Source organism: Chryseobacterium carnipullorum, from assembly GCF_900142785.1.
Lineage (GTDB): Bacteria > Bacteroidota > Bacteroidia > Flavobacteriales > Weeksellaceae > Chryseobacterium > Chryseobacterium carnipullorum.
The window spans coordinates 140,591-159,779 of record NZ_FRCD01000008.1; the positions used below are offsets into that span (position 1 = coordinate 140,591).

Genomic DNA, 19,189 nt, shown 5'->3' on the forward strand with positions numbered 1-19,189 from the left:
CAATCATGGCAGCAAATTCAAGAGGAATCTTAAAATTCAACAACGGAGGAGAACAAAAATTATTAAAGCTTAATTATAGCGTATCAAGATCTACAGACGTTTCAGGACGTGTAGCATCAGATCCTTCAAACGCTTTGATCAAAGTAACAGTAGAAGCTACTGAAAAATCTGATATCTTGGAAAGTTTATTGAACGGAAAATATAAGCCTACAACAGGTGAAGTTACTTTCAATAAATCTCACGAAGAAGGTACATTAACGACTTTGAAGTGGGAAAACGGATATGTAATTCAACACGAAGTAGACTTCGATGCTATTGACAGCAACAGCATGTTGATCAGCTTTGTGATCAGTGCAGAGGTGATCACTCTGGGGAATTCTGAGTACCGTGGAATGTGGCCAGGAGGTCAATAATTAATAGACCCAAGTCTTTTAATAAAAAAATAACATCAAGACAGAATAGCAGAAATGCTGTTCTGTTTTTTTATGAAATGCGATGAATATGCGTTAAGATTTTAGAGACCAGATAACAGATATTAGACTTTTAAGCTATTGATTCAATATTTAGAATTGTAAAATAATAAACGCTGTATTCATTCACCCTAAACCCCTTGTACTCTCACACTCCAGAACACATCCCACATAATTCATCACTTATACCTCCTGAAAATATTCCTATTTTCTTATATTTGTTCATTATAGATATTATGGACGCAACACAAGATAAAAGACTCTTTCTTATCGATGCTTATGCAATGATTTTTAGAGGATATTACGCATTGATCAGGAATCCGAGGCTTACCAGTACAGGACTGGATACTTCTGCTATTTTCGGTTTTACCAACTCTTTGATAGAATTGATCAGAAGAGAAAAGCCATCCCATCTGGCGGTTGTTTTTGATGTAGGACAGGCCAGTGTAAGAACAGACGATTATTCAGACTACAAAGCCAACAGAAGCGAAACTCCTGAAGCGATCAAAATTGCTATTCCATACATTCACAGAATTCTTCAGGCGATGCATATCCCGATTTTAGGGGTCGAAGGTTACGAAGCAGATGACGTTATAGGAACCATTGCCTGCAAAGCAGAAAAAGAAGGCTATACCACTTTTATGGTGACGCCCGACAAAGATTTTGCTCAGTTGGTAACCGATAAAATCAAGATTTATAAACCCGGTTTAAAAGGTGGAGATATTGAGATCCTTGGAGTAGAAGAAGTAAAAGCAAAATACGAGATTGAAGATCCGAAGCAGGTCATCGATTTCCTTGCGATGATGGGTGATGCTGTGGATAATATCCCCGGACTGGATGGAGTAGGAGAGAAAACGGCGATGAAATTTCTTAAAGAATTCGGTAATATTGAAACCCTTTTACAGAATACGGATAAACTGAAAGGAAAACTGAAAGAAAAAGTAGAAGCCTCCGCTGAACGTGGAATTTTATCAAAAAAATTAGCCACCATTATCTGTGATGCCCCTGTAGAATTTCATCAGGAACAATATGATCTTGATACGCCGGATTTCGATAAAGTAAAAGAAGTTTTTGACGAAATTGAATTCAGAAGATTATATGAAAACCTTTACAGAGCTTTTGCTTCTGCTCCTGTAGAAACATTAATCGTGAGTGAAGTTGAAGTAACCCAAAAACCTTCAGGCGCAGAAATAAAAGGACAAGCCATGCAGCTTGACCTGTTTGCCAATTTTGAAGAGCTGGATCAGGCAACCTCTACAAAATCGACAATAGAACACAATGATCACCTGTACCAGTTTGTAGATAATCCTAAAGCACAGAAAGTTCTGGTCAACAATTTATTAAAACAGAAAGCAGTCTGTTTTGATACAGAAACCACATCACTGAACGAACTGGAAGCAGAGCTTGTAGGAATGAGTTTTTCTTATAAAAAAGGTCTGGCTTACTACATCCCTCTATCCGAGGACAAAGGCGAAGTCCTTCAGACTTTGGAAATCTTCAGACCATTTTTTGAAAAAGAAGATTTGCTGAAAATTGCCCACAATTTAAAATTCGATTATAAAATATTAAAACAGTACGATATTACGGTAAAAGGGGCCATGTTTGACACCATGATCGCCCATTATCTGCTGAATCCTGACGGAAGACACGGAATGGATTATCTTTCAGAAGTTTATCTGAATTATAAACCCGTTTCTATTGAAACCATTATCGGAAAGAAAGGTAAAAATCAGGGAACCTTCAGAGATGCGGACTTGAGAACACAGACCGATTATGCAGCGGAAGATGCGGATATTACCTTCCAGTTGTATGAACTCTTCGCGCCACAACTTAAAAAAGAAAATTTAGAAGACCTATTCTTCAATATAGAAATGCCGCTGATGGAGGTACTCGCTAAAATGGAATTGTCCGGAATTTCATTGGATGAAAAATGGCTGGCGCAGGAAAGTATCGATCTGGAAAATGATCTGAGACAACTGGAAACCACCATTTTTGAGATTTCTGGAGAAGAATTCAACATGAATTCACCAAAACAGCTTGGAGAAATCCTGTTTGAAAAAATGCAGCTGGATCCAAAAGCGAAGAAAACAAAAACCGGGCAATATGCTACTTCTGAAGATGTTCTTCAGAAACTTTCCTCGAAGCATGAGATCATCAAGCATATTCTGGAATACAGAACCTATCAGAAATTAAAGTCGACCTACGTGGATGCACTGCCTTCACAGATCGATAAGCAGGACAGCCGGGTTCATACCAATTTCTCACAGACTACGGCTGCTACGGGCCGTCTGGCGAGCGTAAATCCGAACCTTCAAAATATCCCGATCAGAACCCTTCGTGGACAGCAGATCAGAGGTGCTTTTGTTTCAGGAGAAGGGAAAAAGATCATTTCTGCCGATTACTCACAGATCGAACTTCGTTTGATCGCCGAGATTTCAGGAGAAGATAATATGATCAAAGCTTTCCAGGACGGAGAAGATATTCATGCCTCAACAGCGGCCAAACTATTTAAAATTCCGTTGGAAGAGGTTTCTAAAACCCAGAGAAGCCAGGCAAAGACGGTGAATTTTGGAATTATCTATGGACAGGGAGCCTTTGCTTTAGCGGAACAAACCGGATTATCGAGAACCGAAGCGAAACAGATGATTGAAGCCTATTTTGAGACCTATCCGAAACTAAAGGAATACATGGCCGAGCAGGTGAGCAAAGCCCGTCAGATAGGCTATGTTGAAACTATTTTAGGACGAAAACGTCATTTAAAAGATATCAATTCCAATAATTTCGTGGTAAGAGGTCATGCAGAAAGAAATGCCGTAAATGCACCGGTTCAGGGAAGTGCAGCAGATGTTGTAAAGCTTGCCATGATCAAAATTGATAAAGAACTGGAAGCCCAGCAGCTAAAAACCAAAATGCTTCTTCAGGTACATGACGAATTGGTGTTTGAATCTCCGATAGACGAGATTGAAATCGCTTCAAAACTGATTAAAACTGAAATGGAACGTGCTTTAGAAACGCAGGTGCCATTATTGGTAGAAGTGGGCGTCGGAAATAACTGGCTGGAAGCACATTAATAAAAATGTTACAGAGATAAAATAAGGTGAGTTTCCAAAAACTCACCTTATTTTTTGTCTTAATTTAGTAAAGCAATTTAAACAAAAAGAAGACTAAAAATTTAGCCTTCTCAACTTTTTGCACTTCGCATAAAGTCTTTGTAATCATTTTTCACCTCATTGATCTTACCTTCGTTTTGTGTCTGTCAAAAGAATTATGCATTCTAATGATGAGGTAATAAAGATATAAAAGAAAAACCTTCTGTGAAATACTACTTTTGGGGTAGTTTTTGATGAGAATGAAAGAAAATATTTATTCGTGAACTGCATCATAAGCTTTCCTTACCACATCATCCGGAGACATTTTTTCAAATAAATACCTTTCTTTTTTAAGGTGAATCGTTTTAGATTTCGAAGGCATTTCCTCTTCCATGGTATTTATGGTTTCATGGATCAGCTTTCCCTTCAGAGGCTCGTAATAGAGAGCAGAATGAGAACCTGCTCCCATATTATAGGTTTCGACATAAGTAAGAACCAGATCGCCATTCAGATACTTAAATCTGCTGAATTGATTTCCGTTAGGCCCAATATCATATAAATTAATGCTCAGACCTCCATTTTCAATCGAAATGTCTTCCGGATCATGCATTTTATAGCCAAATTCGTTGTATTCATAAGGGAAAACGGTGTCTGATATCTTATCAGCACGATACGTTTTATCCGTATTCCTTAATAAAATTATCATCTTTCTGTCAGCCAGTGTATCTTCTTTTTTTCTAATCACCAATGCCATATCACTCAGTCCGTCCTGATTGAGATCTCCTTCCGCATCATACTGGATTTCATATCCGTCCGGAACAAGATCAGATGGTTTTTTTCCAAACTGAATAGAGTTTGTGTGCTGTTCAGGGAGCAGGTTGCTTGCAGTATCTTTTTGAATATTTTTTTCTTTGGTAGTGTCTTTTTTCTGATCTGCATTGGGTTTTTCATCTTTTTTGCAGGAATACAGAAAAAGAAACAGAGCCAGTAGAGGAAATAATTTTTTCAATGTTTTTTTAGTTTTGTGTTTGGGTAAATTTAAGTTTTTTTCATAAAATATTTTAATAAGACCCTATCATTCTAATCATAGCAAGGTCATCCGTTGGTTTTAATCCGTAATAATGTTCCAGTTTTTTGAGTTTTCTATTGAGCATTTCGTCGGTATCAATAAATGATCGCTCAGTCATCAGATATTGTGGAATATCTATTTTTTCTTCCGTATCTGTTTTTTTGATTTTAGTAAAACTTAGAATACCATCAGTAGCGATAGAAACATCCTTCAAATGGTCAAAAAATATTTTTTGCTGCAGACTTGTATACTAGTCTTCAAAATTCTCTCAATTCTTTAAGCAGGTGAATTTGTTCTGTAATCCATTCCGTATCTAAATTATATTTGAATTTAAAATTATTTGTAGCCTTTAGAAATTCTTCAGCTTTAACTTTTCCTTCCTGCTGCTTAATAATTTCTGCAGTTTGTAAATTTCTTATTTTAGAGATTTCATGTCTGTCTTGCAGCATCTTTTCCCATTGAGTTAGGTGTTTTGAGTAGTTATTGGTTCCATTGATTCCATCGAGATATACCAGTGTTTCCATTACCCTTTCCTGATCAAAATAAAGTTGAGGTTTTTGTAAATAATAATCCAGATACTGATTCAGGTAGTCAATGGTTTTCTGATTATTATAAAAAGCAAAAACAAGTGCGTAAAGATCTCCGGCATAGCATACCTCACTCTTAAGTAGATGTACACCAATAATATCGATCTGATTTTCATAATTTTTTATGGCAGAAAGATATGCTCCAACCGTTCTTGTTCTCCAGTTAAAATCTCCGAGAAGTGCCAATGTAACTTCTTCAGTGATTTCATCTTTAAGTTGTTTCATATCTTCAATCCACGAACCTGAAGTATGCCGCATTTCCATATAGAACGGTAAGACCCATTGGTCAATGAATTCTTTACTCAATTCAAAATCATTTTTATGGCTTTTCAAGTGATCAAAATCAGATCGGTGCCTTACAGTAGCGCCTGCTGAGTGTAAATTGATTTCGTTTTGCCTGTTTTCGTTCATGTTTCAATACCTTTATTTATTTTGTAGAGCTCCTAATTTTTCTTCACATCATGGATTGTTTTTTCCATTCTTTCTTCCCAACCTTTTCCATTCCTTCTGTCAAGATAAGCATGGGTTAATTCACTATATCTTTCCTGAGCTTTTTGATCAATTTTATCAATGACACATCCCGTGTTTTTATAAATGATGCCGTATCTTTTAGCGATGCTATCTACCTTTCTAGTTGTTTTCTCATTGTCAACAGGAAGAGAGAAGCCACCTGTATATCTAATTACAATCTGACCTTTTCTAATATCTTTTTCAGCTTCCTTGGTATAATGATCCTCTTGATTTCTGAGCCCTGTTTTGTTCTTTATAAACCCATCTGCAGCGATGTAAACAAAAAAAGCAAGAGCCAGAGCATTTAAAAGCGGGAATACATTTAAAAATTTACTTTTAAAGTTTAATTTTTTAAAATCCAGACTGCTCACCAGATAAGAAGCCAATGCAGTTACCGCAAAAATGGCTGGCAGGTACTGGAGCTGACACTCTTGAATGATGTACCACAGATTAAACTGCATAGGATAATTTATAAAATAATATACTGCAATATACGCAGCAGTCAACAGCAGTATGACCGCTAAATTGATGATAATAAGTTTTTTGTACATATCAGACAACTTTATTACTATTTAAAAATAAGGTTTTCCGCCGATACTCAACAGATGAAAGGTTTTATTTTTTTAATATTTTGAACTTTAAAAAGCAGAGGAAGCAGGAGAAGAAATGTAGAATTTTATTCATGATTTACTTTCCTGTAAATGATCTCATCGTCTTTCAATCCATAGACAGAGCAATTTTCTGAAGTAAGATCTATAAGATCAAAAAACAGGTGAAAACTATAGGTATGTTCATTGAGCAGTTGAGTATATTGGATGGTTTCTTTGACAGGAATGGTATAAGTAAAAGTCTGCCCGGGTTTTAGTCTTACTGTACTTTTAATGCAGTCTTTGAAACAATCTACGTCAGCAGTATAGTTGATTTTGTTACCAACATTGGGACTGCTTTCTGTAATTTTGATAAGCTGCATTCTGTAAGGTGAGAAATCTTTGTTGATCTTAACTTTCTTATTACCTGCATTCGTGACAGAAAGCTCTACAATCCCCGTACTTTGAAGATTGGAGGTGGTAGATTCAAGTTTTAGGGTACATTTTTTCTGCCCTGAAACAAAAAATACATCCAATATCAGTACAATAAACAGAGCTTGTTTCATCAATAAATTATTAATCCTAAGATAGTTAAAAAAAATAAATAGTTGAAGTACCTAAAAACAGAAAAAGGACCACAAAAACCTTCAGCAGATTTTCGTAGTCCTTTATCGAAGCCCTTTTCAGAGAAGGCTAGATATTGTATTCGATCTCACCGATGTAGTAGAGGGCATACTCCTCTTCATTCACAGAAACAGGATTGGGAATGACGTTTTTCGTGCCGAAAATAATAGAATTGACCGGAGTTTCCAAACCAAGTTCATTGATTTTTTGTTCCACAATCGGAAGCCATTGATCCGCATAAGAATAATCTGTAAATTTTTCATAAATCCCTAAATTTTCATCTTCAAAACCATATTCCAGAAAATCATAGTCGAACCATTGTATTTTCTGTGATTCAGCAAATTTTGAGACGTAAAGGTCTTCATTTTCTTCTTCAATATAATAACTTTCATCTTCTTCAGCAAAATCATTAAAGTCATCTTCATTTTTAAAATATCCCAACCAAAAGTGTGAAATCTCTTTCTCCATAAATTATTTTTTAAGTATACCGTATGTTTATTTTATTCTTCTCGAATGTTCGCTTTCGTTAATGACTTTTTCAAGTCTCGATTGTCTTGTTTTTTCCTGTTGGGCACTCATCAGCCAATGAATGATGGTCCTTTTATAAGAAGCAGCCTGCTTTTCAAAAAATTCCCATGCATTAGGATGGGTTTTAAACGCTTTTTCATACGCAGAATCAAGAATAAGCTCTTTTTCATGCGAATAGATTCCCGTTTTATCCTCCTTTCTTGCTTCAAATGCTTTTTGCCCTTCTGGGGTCATAAGGCCGGCTTTCGTAAGCTCCTCAACTTTTTTAATGTTGATTATGCTCCAGTTACTATTGGGTTTTCTTGGGGTAAACCGGTTATAATAACTTTCCGCATCTATGGATCTTCTTACCCCATCGATCCACCCGAAACATAAAGCCTGATCTACAGACTCAGACCAGTTCAGGGAAGGTTTTCCACTGTTCTTTTTGTAAAATCCCACCAGGATTTCTTTTTCTTTCGAATGATTTTCTTCCAGCCACTTTCTGAATTCTTCCTTTGTTGAAAAAAAAATTGGTGCCATGGCGAATCTTAATTAATCATATTAAAATGTAATATTACAAAACTTTTCTTTTAAATGAGAATCTGAGAGTACAAAGTCAGGTTGTCAAAAAACGTGATCATAAACTTTTTTATCGTAATTTTATTCAGGTAAAATTGTATACCATGGAATTTCTTCAGGATCATTATGTGGTCCAAAACGAGCTGCTGCTGATATTGATCTCAGTTCTTCTGGGACTTTTGATTGGTGCAGAACGCGAATATCGGAATAAATCTGCAGGGCTCCGTACCTTTATTCTGGTATGTTTCGGATCTTGTCTGTTCACCATCCTTTCCATTAAAATAGGCGTGCAGAATCCTGACCGTCTTGCGGCCAATATTATTACCGGGATTGGTTTTCTGGGAGCAGGGGTTATTTTTAAAGGAGACAATAGAATAGAAGGAATTACAACGGCTACAACCATTTGGGCCACTGCTTCTATAGGAATGGCCATAGGTTCAGGATATGTCTACCTGTCCCTTCTTGGAACCGCGCTGGTACTCATTATTCTGAGTGCACTGATCTATCTTCAGAATTTTATAGACAGCAGCCATAAAATCAGGGAATACAGAATAACAGTGGTGAGTCCCGAAGATATTAACCATTGCGAAACGATATTTGATGAACATCACCTGAAACACATGATGCTTAAATTACAGTATACTCAGGGGAACCTCTCTGTAACCTGGAGGCTTACCGGAAATAATACAAAGCATGATGAGGTTATAAAAAGTCTCATCAATGATCCTAAAATCACAGCTTATCAATTTTAGAACAAAGCAAAAAATAAAGGCCGGAGCCTTTATTTTTTCTTGAAAATATAAAGATCCTTGTTGGGTCCGGTAATTTCCTTGCCATCCATATCAAGCTGTATAAGAATATTTTCTCCCACTTTATATTTGTAACTGGCCGTTTTTCCTTTTAATGTAATGGAGCTTCCTGAAGCATCCCATTCAAAACTTCCTTTATCTTGGTTTTTTGAATTTCTGTCGATATATTCTTCCGTTATGCTGAACGTTTTGTCATTGTTTAAAGTCAAAGAAGTCTTAATTCCCGGACAGTCTGCACAAGGAACAACGGCTTCATAAGTACCCGGCCAATCCAGAGCATTTTCCGAAGTGTCTCCTGCAGCAGTAGGCGTTGCTTTTGTAATACTGTCTGCCGGTGTTGTGCCGACAGTGGCAGAATCTGTGGTCGTATCAGTTGGGTCAGTCGTTTTTTCTTTTGGATTACACGATGCTAAAAAGAGAGCCGATGCAATGCCAAGAATAAGCATTTTGCTATTCATCATAATGAAGTAATTTAGATATATTAATAATAAGGTGCTTTATCAGGAACAAAAACTGAGCCAGTAGAAGGGTTGAGGGGTTTCGGAATGCAACATCTTAGAGTTTGAGAGTAGTAAGGTTTTAGAATGAATGAGTTCAGCGTTAATTATGCAGATGTACTATTCTAAAAAGTCCGGGAATTATTGAATCAATACCTTAAAGTCTCATATCTCATGTCTTATGTCCGGGATCTTAAATCATGGCTCTTGTTTCTGAAATCTTGATTTTTACCTCCATATTTCAACGGCCACGTAAGGCATATATATAATATTCTTTGTAAATTGGGGCAAAATTTTGATTATGACAAAAAAGATACTTTTATCCGTATTTATTTTGCCGGCTGTTATGGCTTTCGCACAACAATATGGAGGAATGTGGATTCCGACAGAGTTGAATGAGAAGGAAATGAAGGATTTGGGAATGAAGATCTCTGCCAAAGACATTTTCAATACCCAGAAGCCGAGCATAAAAGATGCTGTTGTCCAGTTTAACGGTGGATGTACTGCGGAGATCATTTCGCCTAAAGGATTGCTGCTTACCAACCACCACTGTGGATACGGGCAGATTCAGGCACATTCTACGGTTCAGAATGATCTTCTTTCCAATGGATTCTGGGCTAAGAATCCGGACGGAGAACTTCCTAATCCTGGCGTAAAAGTAGACTTCATTGTAGACATCAAAGAAGTGACGGATTTTATTTTGGAAGGAACAGACAACCTTGTGGAGCCTGAACTGACTAAAAAGATCAATAAAAATATCGAAGTTTATAAGAACTCTCAGAAAATAGAATCCTACCAGTCGATCATTGTAAAATCGATGTACTATGGTAACAAATTTTATGCGTTTACTACCGAGACCTACAAAGATATCCGTCTGGTTGGGGCACCGCCTCAAAGCATTGGGAAATTCGGTAGTGATACAGACAACTGGGTTTGGCCAAGACATACAGGAGATTTCTCTATGTTCAGAATTTATGCAGGGAAAGACAACAAACCTGCTGAATATTCAAAAGATAATATTCCTTACGTTCCGAAACATTATCTGCCGGTGTCTATCAAAGATAAAGCTGAAAACGATTTCACCTTCGTATTCGGATTCCCTGGGAAAACTACGGAATATCTTCCTGCAGTAGCGGTAGAGAAGATCATGAAAGATATTGATCCTGCAAGAATTGCTGTACGTGAGGTTGCGCTTAAAACATTAGACGAAAAAATGCGTACAGATAGCGAAACACGTATCAAATATGCTTCAAAATATGCTTCCGTAGCCAACTACTGGAAAAAATGGATTGGTGAAGTGGAAGGCTTGAAAAAGTCCAATGCCGTTGAGAAAAAAGTAATGTACGAAGGTTCTCTGGTGGCAAAAAACCATGAAATCAAAACGACTTTGGACCAGCTGAATAAACTGTACAATGACCAGGCTCCTTATGCCCTGAACAATGCCTATTATACAGAAGTTGTAAAAAATGCAGAAACCCTTAAACTTGCAGGAGATTACTACGATTATATAGCATCTGTAGAATCCGGGAAAATGGAAGAGAAAGAGCTTACCAAATTAAAATCAAAGGTAACCTCATTCTATAAAGATTACAGTGCAGAACTAGATGCAAAAGTAACAGCGAAATTACTCGCATTATACGTAAATAAAACCGCACCCCAATTCTTACCTGCAGGATTCAGCAAATATAAAGACGAAAACCAGAATATCCCGATGATCGAGGAGATGTCTAAAAATTCAATCGTCACAGGAAGATCACAGGTCAACGGAGCAGCTCTGACAGGAGATATTGAAAAAGCATTTTCTAATCAGGACAAACTGATCAAGACTTTGAAAAAAGATCCTGTTTATCAGCTGTATGCTTCTATGAAGGAAACCTACATGAAAACTGCAGATCCCCAGTTTACTTCTCTTCAGGGAAAAATTGATGACCTTCAGAAGAAATTCATGGCCCAGCAGATGGCAACGGATAAAGACAGAAAATTCTTCCCTGATGCCAACTCGACCCTTCGTGTTACCTACGGAAAAGTAAAAGGCTCTACGCCGAGAGATGCTGTTTCCTACGGTTACCAGACGCATCTTGCCGGAGTGATGGAAAAATATATTCCGGGAGATTATGAATTTGATGTGCCTAAAAAACTGATCGATCTTTACAATAAAAAAGATTACGGAAATTATAAAGACAAAACAGGAGATGTTCCGGTAGGATTTACGGCGACCAACCACACCACAGGAGGAAACTCAGGAAGCCCGGCCCTTGATGCTAACGGAAACCTTGTAGGACTTAACTTCGACAGACAGTGGGAGGGAACGATGAGTGACATTAACTATGACCCGCGTTTCAGCCGAAACATTATGGTAGATACCAAATACATTCTCTTCATTATCGAAAAATTTGCCGATTCAAAATGGCTTATCGACGAAATGAAGGTGGTTAAATAATACATAAAAGTAATACCTTTAAGAATCTATTTGAATATCATTTAAATAGATTCTTTTTTATTGTACAGAGATGAAAGATAAGATCATCAGTTTACTTGCTGCTTTCGAAACCGGAAACATAGGCCTATCTTTTCCTATGGAATATTGCCTGCCTGTTTATCATTGTGTTTCTGATGAAAATTTACCCCACATCAGACACATCATTCAATATAAAAATACAAAGCAGTTTGAAGAAGATCTGGATGGTCTTTCAAAACATTTCCAATGGGTAAGCTGGTCAGAATTCAAAGACTTTGTCAACGGAAATTTTAAGCCTCGAAAAAAGATTGCTCTGCTCACTTTTGATGATGGCTTCAGGGAGTTTTATGATACCGTAATTCCTATTCTGGAACGGAAAGGAATCTATGCCTGCAATTTTATAAATCCTGCTTTTATTGACAACCAAGAATTGATGTTCCGGTGTAAGGCCAGTTTAATCATTGACGAAATCGGAAAGGCCCAAAAGATAAATCCTGAAGTGTACAGGATATTGTCATTAGACAGTCCAACCAGAGAGCAGCTTAAACAGTACATATTGAACATTAATTATCATCAAAAGGATCTACTGGATAACCTCACCCAAAAATTTGAGATCGACTGTACAACCTACCTAAAAGAGTATCGTCCATATCTGACAACCGACCAGTTAAAAACACTCACTCAGAAAGGTTACGGAATCTCTTCCCATAGCTGGGATCATCCAAAATACCATGAATTATCCTTGCCGGAACAAATAAAAACTACAGAACGTACCTTCCATTATTTAAAGGAAAATAACCTGATGTATGATAGTTTTGCGTTTCCTTTCACCGATTTCGGAGTGAAAAAAGATTTTTTTGATGAGCTGTTTAAAAATGAAGATCTGTTCTGCTGTTTCGGAAGTGCGGGTGTAAAGTTCGACAGTGTCGAACGGCTTTTTCACAGGATTCCAATGGAAATGGGTGAAAGCGGAGAGCAAACTTTAAAAAAAGAAATCGCTTATTTCAGATTGAAGAAGATCATCAACAAAAATAAAATAGTGAGAAGATGACAGAGCTGAAGACATTGAATAAAAAAGAACTTGACGATTTTGTTACATCAGGTGATTTCAGAAATTTTGATTTTCTTCCCATATCAGAACACAGGGCAGAATCCCATATCAGAAACCTGAAAGCTTTAGATGATCAGACCCTTTTGGTCCTTGCATTTTATGACGGAAAGCTTGCAGGATATGTGGGATGTTTTCCCGATAATTATCTTATAGATGGGAAAATATTCCATTATGCGTGGTTAAGTACATTGTATGTGAGTGAAGAATTCCGTGGAAAAAGAATTGCAAAAACATTGCTGAATAAAATGTTTGCTGAATATGACGGAAATATCATTGCAACCGAATTCACCAAAGAAGCGGAAACCCTGTACAATAGGTTAGGCGTATTCGAATACGTTTTTCCAAAACCGGGGAAAAGATATTATTTCCGTTCAGACGCAACCCATATTATTCCTGAAAAAAAGCCGGAAATAAAATCATTAAAGCCTGTTTTTAAATGGGCAGATGCGGCAGCCAATTCTTTGATTGCCTTAAAAAACCTGACGATAAAAAAACCTGACTTCAGATTCGAAATTCTTGATCATATTGATACCGAAAGTTCTGAATTCATGTCCAAATTCCAGAGCAGACGAAATGCAGATGAGATCAATATATTTATAAAAAATCCGTGGGTGCTGCAAAGTAAAAGTAAAGAAGACAAATATTTGTTTTCAAGCCATGCTGAGGTCTTCAGGTATTTCTGGATTAAAATATATGACAAAAATAATACTTTAACAACATGTTCACTGCTGCTTTTAAGAGACGGCTATCTTAAAATTCCTTACCTCTTTTCTGAAACCGGTTTAGACCGTTTCACTGATTTCTTAAGCTATTTTATCGTTAAAAATAAAGTAAAAGCACTGACAAGTTATCAGCAGGAATTAAACAAAAAAATTAAACAGTCAAAAACATTTCCCAAAATCTACGAACGTGATTTTGAAAGAAGATACCTTTTTCACAAGCAGCTTATTGAGCATCTTCCGAAAGGATTTGATCCCAGGTATCAGGATGGTGATGGAGATTGTATGATGACGTAGACGGATCTTGAGTTGGAGAGTTTGAGCATTTTTGTGTTTGCGAGTAACTATGAGATCAGTGGAAAATAGTAAAGACAGGAAATTGTGAAGCCAAAGCAACCAGTAGCAGTAGAAATGTCCGGTCTCTCTTTTCTGCAATCTTTCTTCTTTAGTCTTTGTTCTTTGTTCTTTCTTCTTGTCTCTAAAATACGATCATCATTATAGTACTATAAAGAGTATGGGCTTCGATATCTGCCCTCTTTCAAAAAAAAAACCGCCTCAATAGCTGAAGCGGTCTTTATTGTTTAATGTCCGAAAATATCGTCCAGGCTTAACTCTTTGAACGGGCCCATCTCGTTGACGGCATCCATATCCAGGTTTTCTTTCTTACCGATAATGGCGGTATTAAAATGAATCGGTTTGATGTTTGTCTGGTAGAATTCTCTTACATCTTCAAATTTCAGAGTTTCGATCTGTGCGTAAATATCTTTTCTGAAATCATGATAGATGTTCAGTTTCTTCAATCGTAAGGTATTGAAAAATATATTGTTCCGGGTAATTCTGGTGGAAGCGATCTGTTTCAATGCTGCATTTCTGGCATTTTCAAACTGTATGGGAACTTCAGGAAGTTCCTCCATCAGTTCACTCATTGTACTTACGGCAATCTGAAGTTTATCCGGCTGTGTTCCGATATACGTTGTGATATAATCCGCATGTCCCAGTTCAGAGTTAGCAGCATAAGAAACATAGGCTGAATACGCTAAGCTTTTGCTTTCACGGATCTCCTGGAACACAATAGAAGAAAGTCCTCTTCCGAAATACTCATTGAAAACATTGATCTTTCCGAAGTTTGAAGTGTTCACCTCATAACCTCTTCCTACTTTGCTCATTTCCATCTGGACCATATCGTAATCCGTGAAATAGACGTTTCCGTTCGTTTCAGGTTCAGGATATTGTTTGGGTTCAGGAATCTGTAAACTTGCATTTTCTACATATTTTCCAATATACTGTTTAAAGTTTTCAAGTTTTTTCCCGTAGTAGAATAGTTGGTAAGGATAGTTGAAAAGTTGTTTCATCCGATTGGTAAATACCTCAGGACTGCTGCTTTCCAGTTCTTCCTTTGAAATGATATCCGTGTAACGCGAAAAACTACCCAGTTTTGTATAGTTGGTAAGGGCAGTCATGATTCTGTTTTTATCTTTTTTCGAGGCCTGGCGGTTTTCCAGAACAGTTTCAACAAATTGAGTATAAATTTCCTGGTCCGGTTTCACCTCATACATCCAGTTTTGTAGAAGAGCAATGCCCTTTTCAATATTTTCCTCAAGCCCGCTCAGTGAGATGGTAAGCTGATCATGGGTTGTTTTAAAATCATTCGTAACCCCGATTTTAAAGAATTCCTGTTTTAAATCCTCAGCCGAAAGATTTTCCGTTCCAAGGTATTGGAGCAGCTGGGTAGAAATCCCAAGATCCCTGTCATGATCCCCTCCGAAAGGGAAAATAAAGTGAATTTGTGCAATATCATTGTACTTATTATGAACGAAGCTCAGTTTTTTATCCTTTATGATATATGTAAGAATTTCTTTCTCATAATCAATAAATTCGGGCTGTATATCCTCCGTTTTTTCTGACAGAATTTCTTTTAAAAATTCGGACTGTGCCTCCCGGTTGATTTTGATAGGAGTAATTCCTGGATTTTCAACCCGTACCAGTTGGTCATTAATGCCTTTCTCTTTATACACTTCAACATAATGATTCTTAAAAAAAGTCTGAGCAAAATCTACCACTTCTTCCTTTGTAAAATCCTGATATTCGTCCAGTTCATTCAGTTCCTGCTCCCACGATCTCCCTTTGATATAGGTATCATACAGATTGGTAGCCAGCCCATCAGCTGTTTCAAGTCCCTTCAGGCGCTGAATTTTAAAATCATTGATGATCGCTGGAAGAATCCAGTCCGGAAAATCGCCTTTTTTAATCAGTTCGATCTGTTCCAGAACCATTTCCTTCGCTTCGTCTAAGGTCTGGGTTTCTTTCGGAACAGCGACGATGGAAAAATATCCGTACTCCTTCAAACCTACAGAAAAAGCCTGCGCCCAAAGCATTCTCTGCGTTTGATTAATATTAAGATCAAGCAGGCCAGCTTCCCCTCTGTTGCTGAGAATGTTGGCTACAATATCTGCCAACATTGCTTCTCTCGTGCCATAACTGTCAGTTCTCCATGCCAGTTGAACCCTTGGAGTCGTAGGACTTTTTACCGTTCTTTTTATAATTTCCGTTAAAGGCTGTTCAATCACAGGTGTTTTTTTGGGAAGTTCTCTGTAAGGAATCGTTCCAAAATATTGATTAACCAGTTGAATAGTCTCCTCAAAATCCAGATCACCCACCAAAACCATCGCGTAGTTATTCGGAACGTAATATTCATCAAAATACTTGTGAATGGCCTTCATCGAAGGATTTTTGAGGTGTTCGGGATCTCCGATAGTTGTTTGCTGACCATTTGGGTGGGTAGGAAACAGCGCATCCATCAATTCATAATTGACCAATCTTGAATCGTTATCCTGTGCCCTGTTAAATTCCTCATACACTGATTCCAGCTCGGTATGGAAAAGTCGGAGAACAACTTCTGAAAATCTTTCCTTTTCTATTTTAAGCCATTTTTCGAGCTCGTTGTTCGGAACATTATTCTTATAAACCGTTTCGTCAAACCAGGTGTGTGCATTGGTTCCGGTAGCACCCAGTGAAGAAATTACTTTATCATATTCATTCGCGATCGCATATTGGCTGGCTTCCTGAGATACCTCATCTATTTTTTTATAAATCTCTTTTTTCTTGTCAGGATTCTGTTCCGCTTTATGCTCCTCATACAATGCCGAGATCTGGTCAAGAAGTTCCTTTTCCTTTTCCCAGTTCTGCGTTCCGATCTTAGAAGTTCCCTTAAACATCATGTGTTCCAGATAATGGGCAAGCCCTGTATTATCAGATGGATCATTGTTACTTCCCGTTCTCACGGGAATATAAGTCTGTATCCTTGGGGCATCAAAATTCTGGGCAAGAAAAACTTTTAAGCCATTTTTCAGGGTATAGATTCTTACCTTATTTTCATCATGCGTTACTGTAATATATTCGTAGTTGTTTTTATCTGTATGAACCGTCTCTCTGTATCTTTTATCAATCATAAGCTAACTCATTTCATCCTTTTAGATCCGAATGCACTACAAATGTAAGCAATCAAAAAAAATTCCAATACGTTTTTGTGACTATTACATCTATAGCTTCGATTTGCAACAACAAAAAGGTGATTTTTTCCTGATCCATCATTCACCATTCACTTGCGAAGCAAAATTCACCTTTACAGTTTCTTCTATCTCTTTCATTTCCCCAAGGTTTAGATTAAATTTCGTCCCACTACTGTTCATTTGGTGAAAAAAATCAATAAGTTTGCATCAGGTTTTCCAAAAACAACCATTATGTCCGGAAACATTCTGATCATCGATGATGAGATCAAACTCCTTAAATTACTGGGGATGATCCTTTCCCAAGAAAATTTTAGCGTTAAAGAAGCTTCTACAGCACGATCGGCAATGACCATGCTTGAGCAGTACGAATTTGAAGTCGTTTTATGCGATGTCCGCCTTCCCGATGCTTTCGGGGTAGAGCTTGTCCGCTCCATTAAAACCAAATATCCGCATCTCGAAATTATTCTGATGACTGCTTTCGGGAATATTATCGATGCTGTTCAGGCTATGAAAAACGGAGCGTATGATTATCTGGTGAAAGGAGATGATAATGACAAGATCATTCCATTGGTGTACAAAGCACTCGAAAAAGTAAAGGACAACCAATCTAAAACTGTTCAAAAACCAGCTGTATCAAAAGGGTTCGGACAGATCATCGGTACTTCACCTTTAATCCTTCAGTCCAAAAAACTGGCTGAAAAAGTAGCTTTAACAGATGCTGCCGTTCTTCTGACCGGAGAAACAGGGACCGGAAAAGAAGTTTTTGCCAATGCCATCCATGAAGGTAGCGATAGAAAGAAGAATAATTTTGTAGCCATCAACTGTTCAGCATTCAGCAAAGAAATACTGGAAAGCGAACTTTTTGGACATAAACAAGGGGCTTTTACAGGAGCTGTAAAGGATAAAAAAGGCCTGATAGAAGAAGCCAATGGCGGAACCTTATTTCTGGATGAAATAGGAGAGATGCCGATAGAGCTGCAGGCCAAACTGCTCCGTGTCTTAGAAACCGGAGAATTTATCAAAATGGGTGAAACGAAAGTTTCAAGATCTGATTTCAGGCTCATTGCGGCTACCAACAGAGATCTGGTGCATGAAATAAAGCAGGGCCAGTTCCGGGAAGATTTATATTTCAGACTGAACGTATTCGAGATCCATCTTCCACCATTGCGTGATAGAAAAGACGACCTGAAAATGCTGGCCAAAAACTTCATTGATATTTTCTCACGAAAACTTCATCTTTCCAACCTTCAGGTCAATCCGGATTATTATAAAATGCTGGAAAAAAACGACTGGAAAGGAAATATCCGCGAACTTAGAAATGCAGTGGAAAGAAGCCTTATCTTAATGGAAGACAATATTCTGGATGCCGGAAGCCTTCCGCATTACTCAGATAAAGCAGTTCCTGAAAGCGACTCTTTAAGTATAAGATCTCTGGAAAAGATACATATTCAAAAAGTTCTTCAATATACCAAAGGCAATAAAGCTGAAGCTGCCAGATTACTTGAAATAGGGATTGCAACGCTGTACCGTAAGCTGGAGGAATATGGTTTGAGGTAGGTGAATTCCTGGGTGCGTACTGCGAGGTTGAGAGTCGGACAGTTTGAGAGTTTTAGCTTAACGTTTAGTGGCTGGCTGAAAGCTTCTATAAAATAATCTCATATCTGAAATCTGATGTCTGATGTCTAAAGTCTGAAATCTAGTTTCTAACTTCTACTCCTTATCATTTCAATAAACGAGCCTATCATTTTGATAGGCTTTTGTATTTTGGTATCGTTGAGTTATTATTTGTAAGTATTTGCTATTTAGCTTTTTAAATATTTTGTTTTCAGAATGGGCCTCTTTTTGGCCTATAGGACGTGAATAAAATATTTTAAAAATGACAATTTCAAGAAAAACGTTCAAAAAACGTGAGCATGCGGGCTTCAGTCTGCTGATGGTATCGTACGTACTACTGACCCTATTAACCTTAATACTATCGATATGATGCTTATATGTTTGATCCTGCTTTTTGCAGTGATGTTTTGGCTTCTTTATAAATCTGTTGAATTTTTTGATAAAATA

General features: G+C 37.4%; 16 protein-coding genes. 7 read left to right on the forward strand and 9 right to left on the reverse strand.

Translation table 11 applies throughout. The annotated features are described in order from the left end of the window. Window positions 1-5: 5 nt before the first annotated feature. On the forward strand, window positions 6-413 hold the full coding sequence (gene tssD / locus BUC06_RS10860; RefSeq protein ID WP_175550373.1) for a type VI secretion system tube protein TssD: 408 nt from the start codon (window positions 6-8) through the stop codon (window positions 411-413). A gap of 293 nt (window positions 414-706) precedes the next feature. After that, window positions 707-3,541, forward strand: coding sequence for a DNA polymerase I (gene polA, locus BUC06_RS10865; RefSeq protein WP_073333675.1), 2,835 nt, complete (start codon window positions 707-709; stop codon window positions 3,539-3,541). Between the two features lie 292 nt (window positions 3,542-3,833). On the opposite strand, the gene BUC06_RS10870 is transcribed toward polA, so the two are convergent. From BUC06_RS10870 to BUC06_RS10900, 7 genes are all read right to left on the reverse strand, one after another. Next, complete coding sequence (locus tag BUC06_RS10870; protein WP_073333678.1) at window positions 3,834-4,568, reverse strand: hypothetical protein; 735 nt, start codon at window positions 4,566-4,568, stop codon at window positions 3,834-3,836. Window positions 4,569-4,620: 52 nt separating this feature from the next. Beyond that, a complete protein-coding gene (locus BUC06_RS10875; RefSeq protein WP_073333680.1) occupies window positions 4,621-4,842 on the reverse strand; it encodes a hypothetical protein in 222 nt (73 codons plus the stop codon). A gap of 43 nt (window positions 4,843-4,885) precedes the next feature. After that, window positions 4,886-5,626 carry a DUF6000 family protein gene (locus BUC06_RS10880; protein WP_073333683.1) on the reverse strand — a complete coding sequence of 247 codons (741 nt, stop codon included), beginning with the start codon at window positions 5,624-5,626 and terminating at the stop codon, window positions 4,886-4,888. Window positions 5,627-5,658: 32 nt separating this feature from the next. Then, window positions 5,659-6,276: an FEKKY domain-containing protein gene (locus BUC06_RS10885; protein WP_073333686.1), complete on the reverse strand. Its 618-nt coding sequence runs from the start codon at window positions 6,274-6,276 to the stop codon at window positions 5,659-5,661. Window positions 6,277-6,401: 125 nt separating this feature from the next. Next, complete coding sequence (locus BUC06_RS10890) at window positions 6,402-6,878, reverse strand: hypothetical protein (RefSeq protein WP_073333688.1); 477 nt, start codon at window positions 6,876-6,878, stop codon at window positions 6,402-6,404. A gap of 127 nt (window positions 6,879-7,005) precedes the next feature. Further along, the gene (locus BUC06_RS10895; RefSeq protein WP_083564051.1) at window positions 7,006-7,404 is read right to left on the reverse strand and encodes an immunity 22 family protein; all 399 of its coding nucleotides are present in this window, start codon (window positions 7,402-7,404) and stop codon (window positions 7,006-7,008) included. A gap of 27 nt (window positions 7,405-7,431) precedes the next feature. After that, on the reverse strand, window positions 7,432-7,986 hold the full coding sequence (locus BUC06_RS10900; protein ID WP_073333693.1) for a YdeI/OmpD-associated family protein: 555 nt from the start codon (window positions 7,984-7,986) through the stop codon (window positions 7,432-7,434). 143 nt (window positions 7,987-8,129) lie between these two features. Here BUC06_RS10900 and BUC06_RS10905 point away from each other — a divergent pair, with 143 nt between their 5' ends. Beyond that, window positions 8,130-8,777 (forward strand): MgtC/SapB family protein, encoded by a 648-nt coding sequence (locus BUC06_RS10905; RefSeq protein ID WP_073333695.1) that lies wholly within the window; start codon window positions 8,130-8,132, stop codon window positions 8,775-8,777. A 29-nt stretch (window positions 8,778-8,806) separates the two neighbouring features. On the opposite strand, the gene BUC06_RS10910 is transcribed toward BUC06_RS10905, so the two are convergent. Continuing rightward, on the reverse strand, window positions 8,807-9,295 hold the full coding sequence (locus tag BUC06_RS10910; RefSeq protein ID WP_228423700.1) for a copper resistance protein NlpE: 489 nt from the start codon (window positions 9,293-9,295) through the stop codon (window positions 8,807-8,809). 337 nt (window positions 9,296-9,632) lie between these two features. Between BUC06_RS10910 and BUC06_RS10915 the strand changes: the two genes are divergently transcribed. From BUC06_RS10915 to BUC06_RS10925, 3 genes are all read left to right on the forward strand, one after another. Continuing rightward, window positions 9,633-11,771, forward strand: a complete 2,139-nt coding sequence (locus BUC06_RS10915; RefSeq protein ID WP_083564052.1) for a S46 family peptidase — start codon at window positions 9,633-9,635, stop codon at window positions 11,769-11,771. 70 nt (window positions 11,772-11,841) lie between these two features. Next, entirely contained in the window at window positions 11,842-12,840 is a 999-nt protein-coding gene (locus tag BUC06_RS10920; protein WP_073333699.1) for a polysaccharide deacetylase family protein, read from the forward strand. After that, window positions 12,837-13,916 (forward strand): GNAT family N-acetyltransferase, encoded by a 1,080-nt coding sequence (locus BUC06_RS10925; RefSeq protein ID WP_073333702.1) that lies wholly within the window; start codon window positions 12,837-12,839, stop codon window positions 13,914-13,916. Before BUC06_RS10920 ends, BUC06_RS10925 begins: the two co-directional genes overlap by 4 nt. Before the next feature lie 284 nt (window positions 13,917-14,200). On the opposite strand, the gene BUC06_RS10930 is transcribed toward BUC06_RS10925, so the two are convergent. Further along, complete coding sequence (locus BUC06_RS10930) at window positions 14,201-17,068, reverse strand: M16 family metallopeptidase (RefSeq protein WP_073333705.1); 2,868 nt, start codon at window positions 17,066-17,068, stop codon at window positions 14,201-14,203. A 291-nt stretch (window positions 17,069-17,359) separates the two neighbouring features. Between BUC06_RS10930 and BUC06_RS10935 the strand changes: the two genes are divergently transcribed. Further along, complete coding sequence (locus tag BUC06_RS10935; RefSeq protein WP_073333854.1) at window positions 17,360-18,685, forward strand: sigma-54-dependent transcriptional regulator; 1,326 nt, start codon at window positions 17,360-17,362, stop codon at window positions 18,683-18,685. Window positions 18,686-19,189 lie beyond the last annotated feature (504 nt).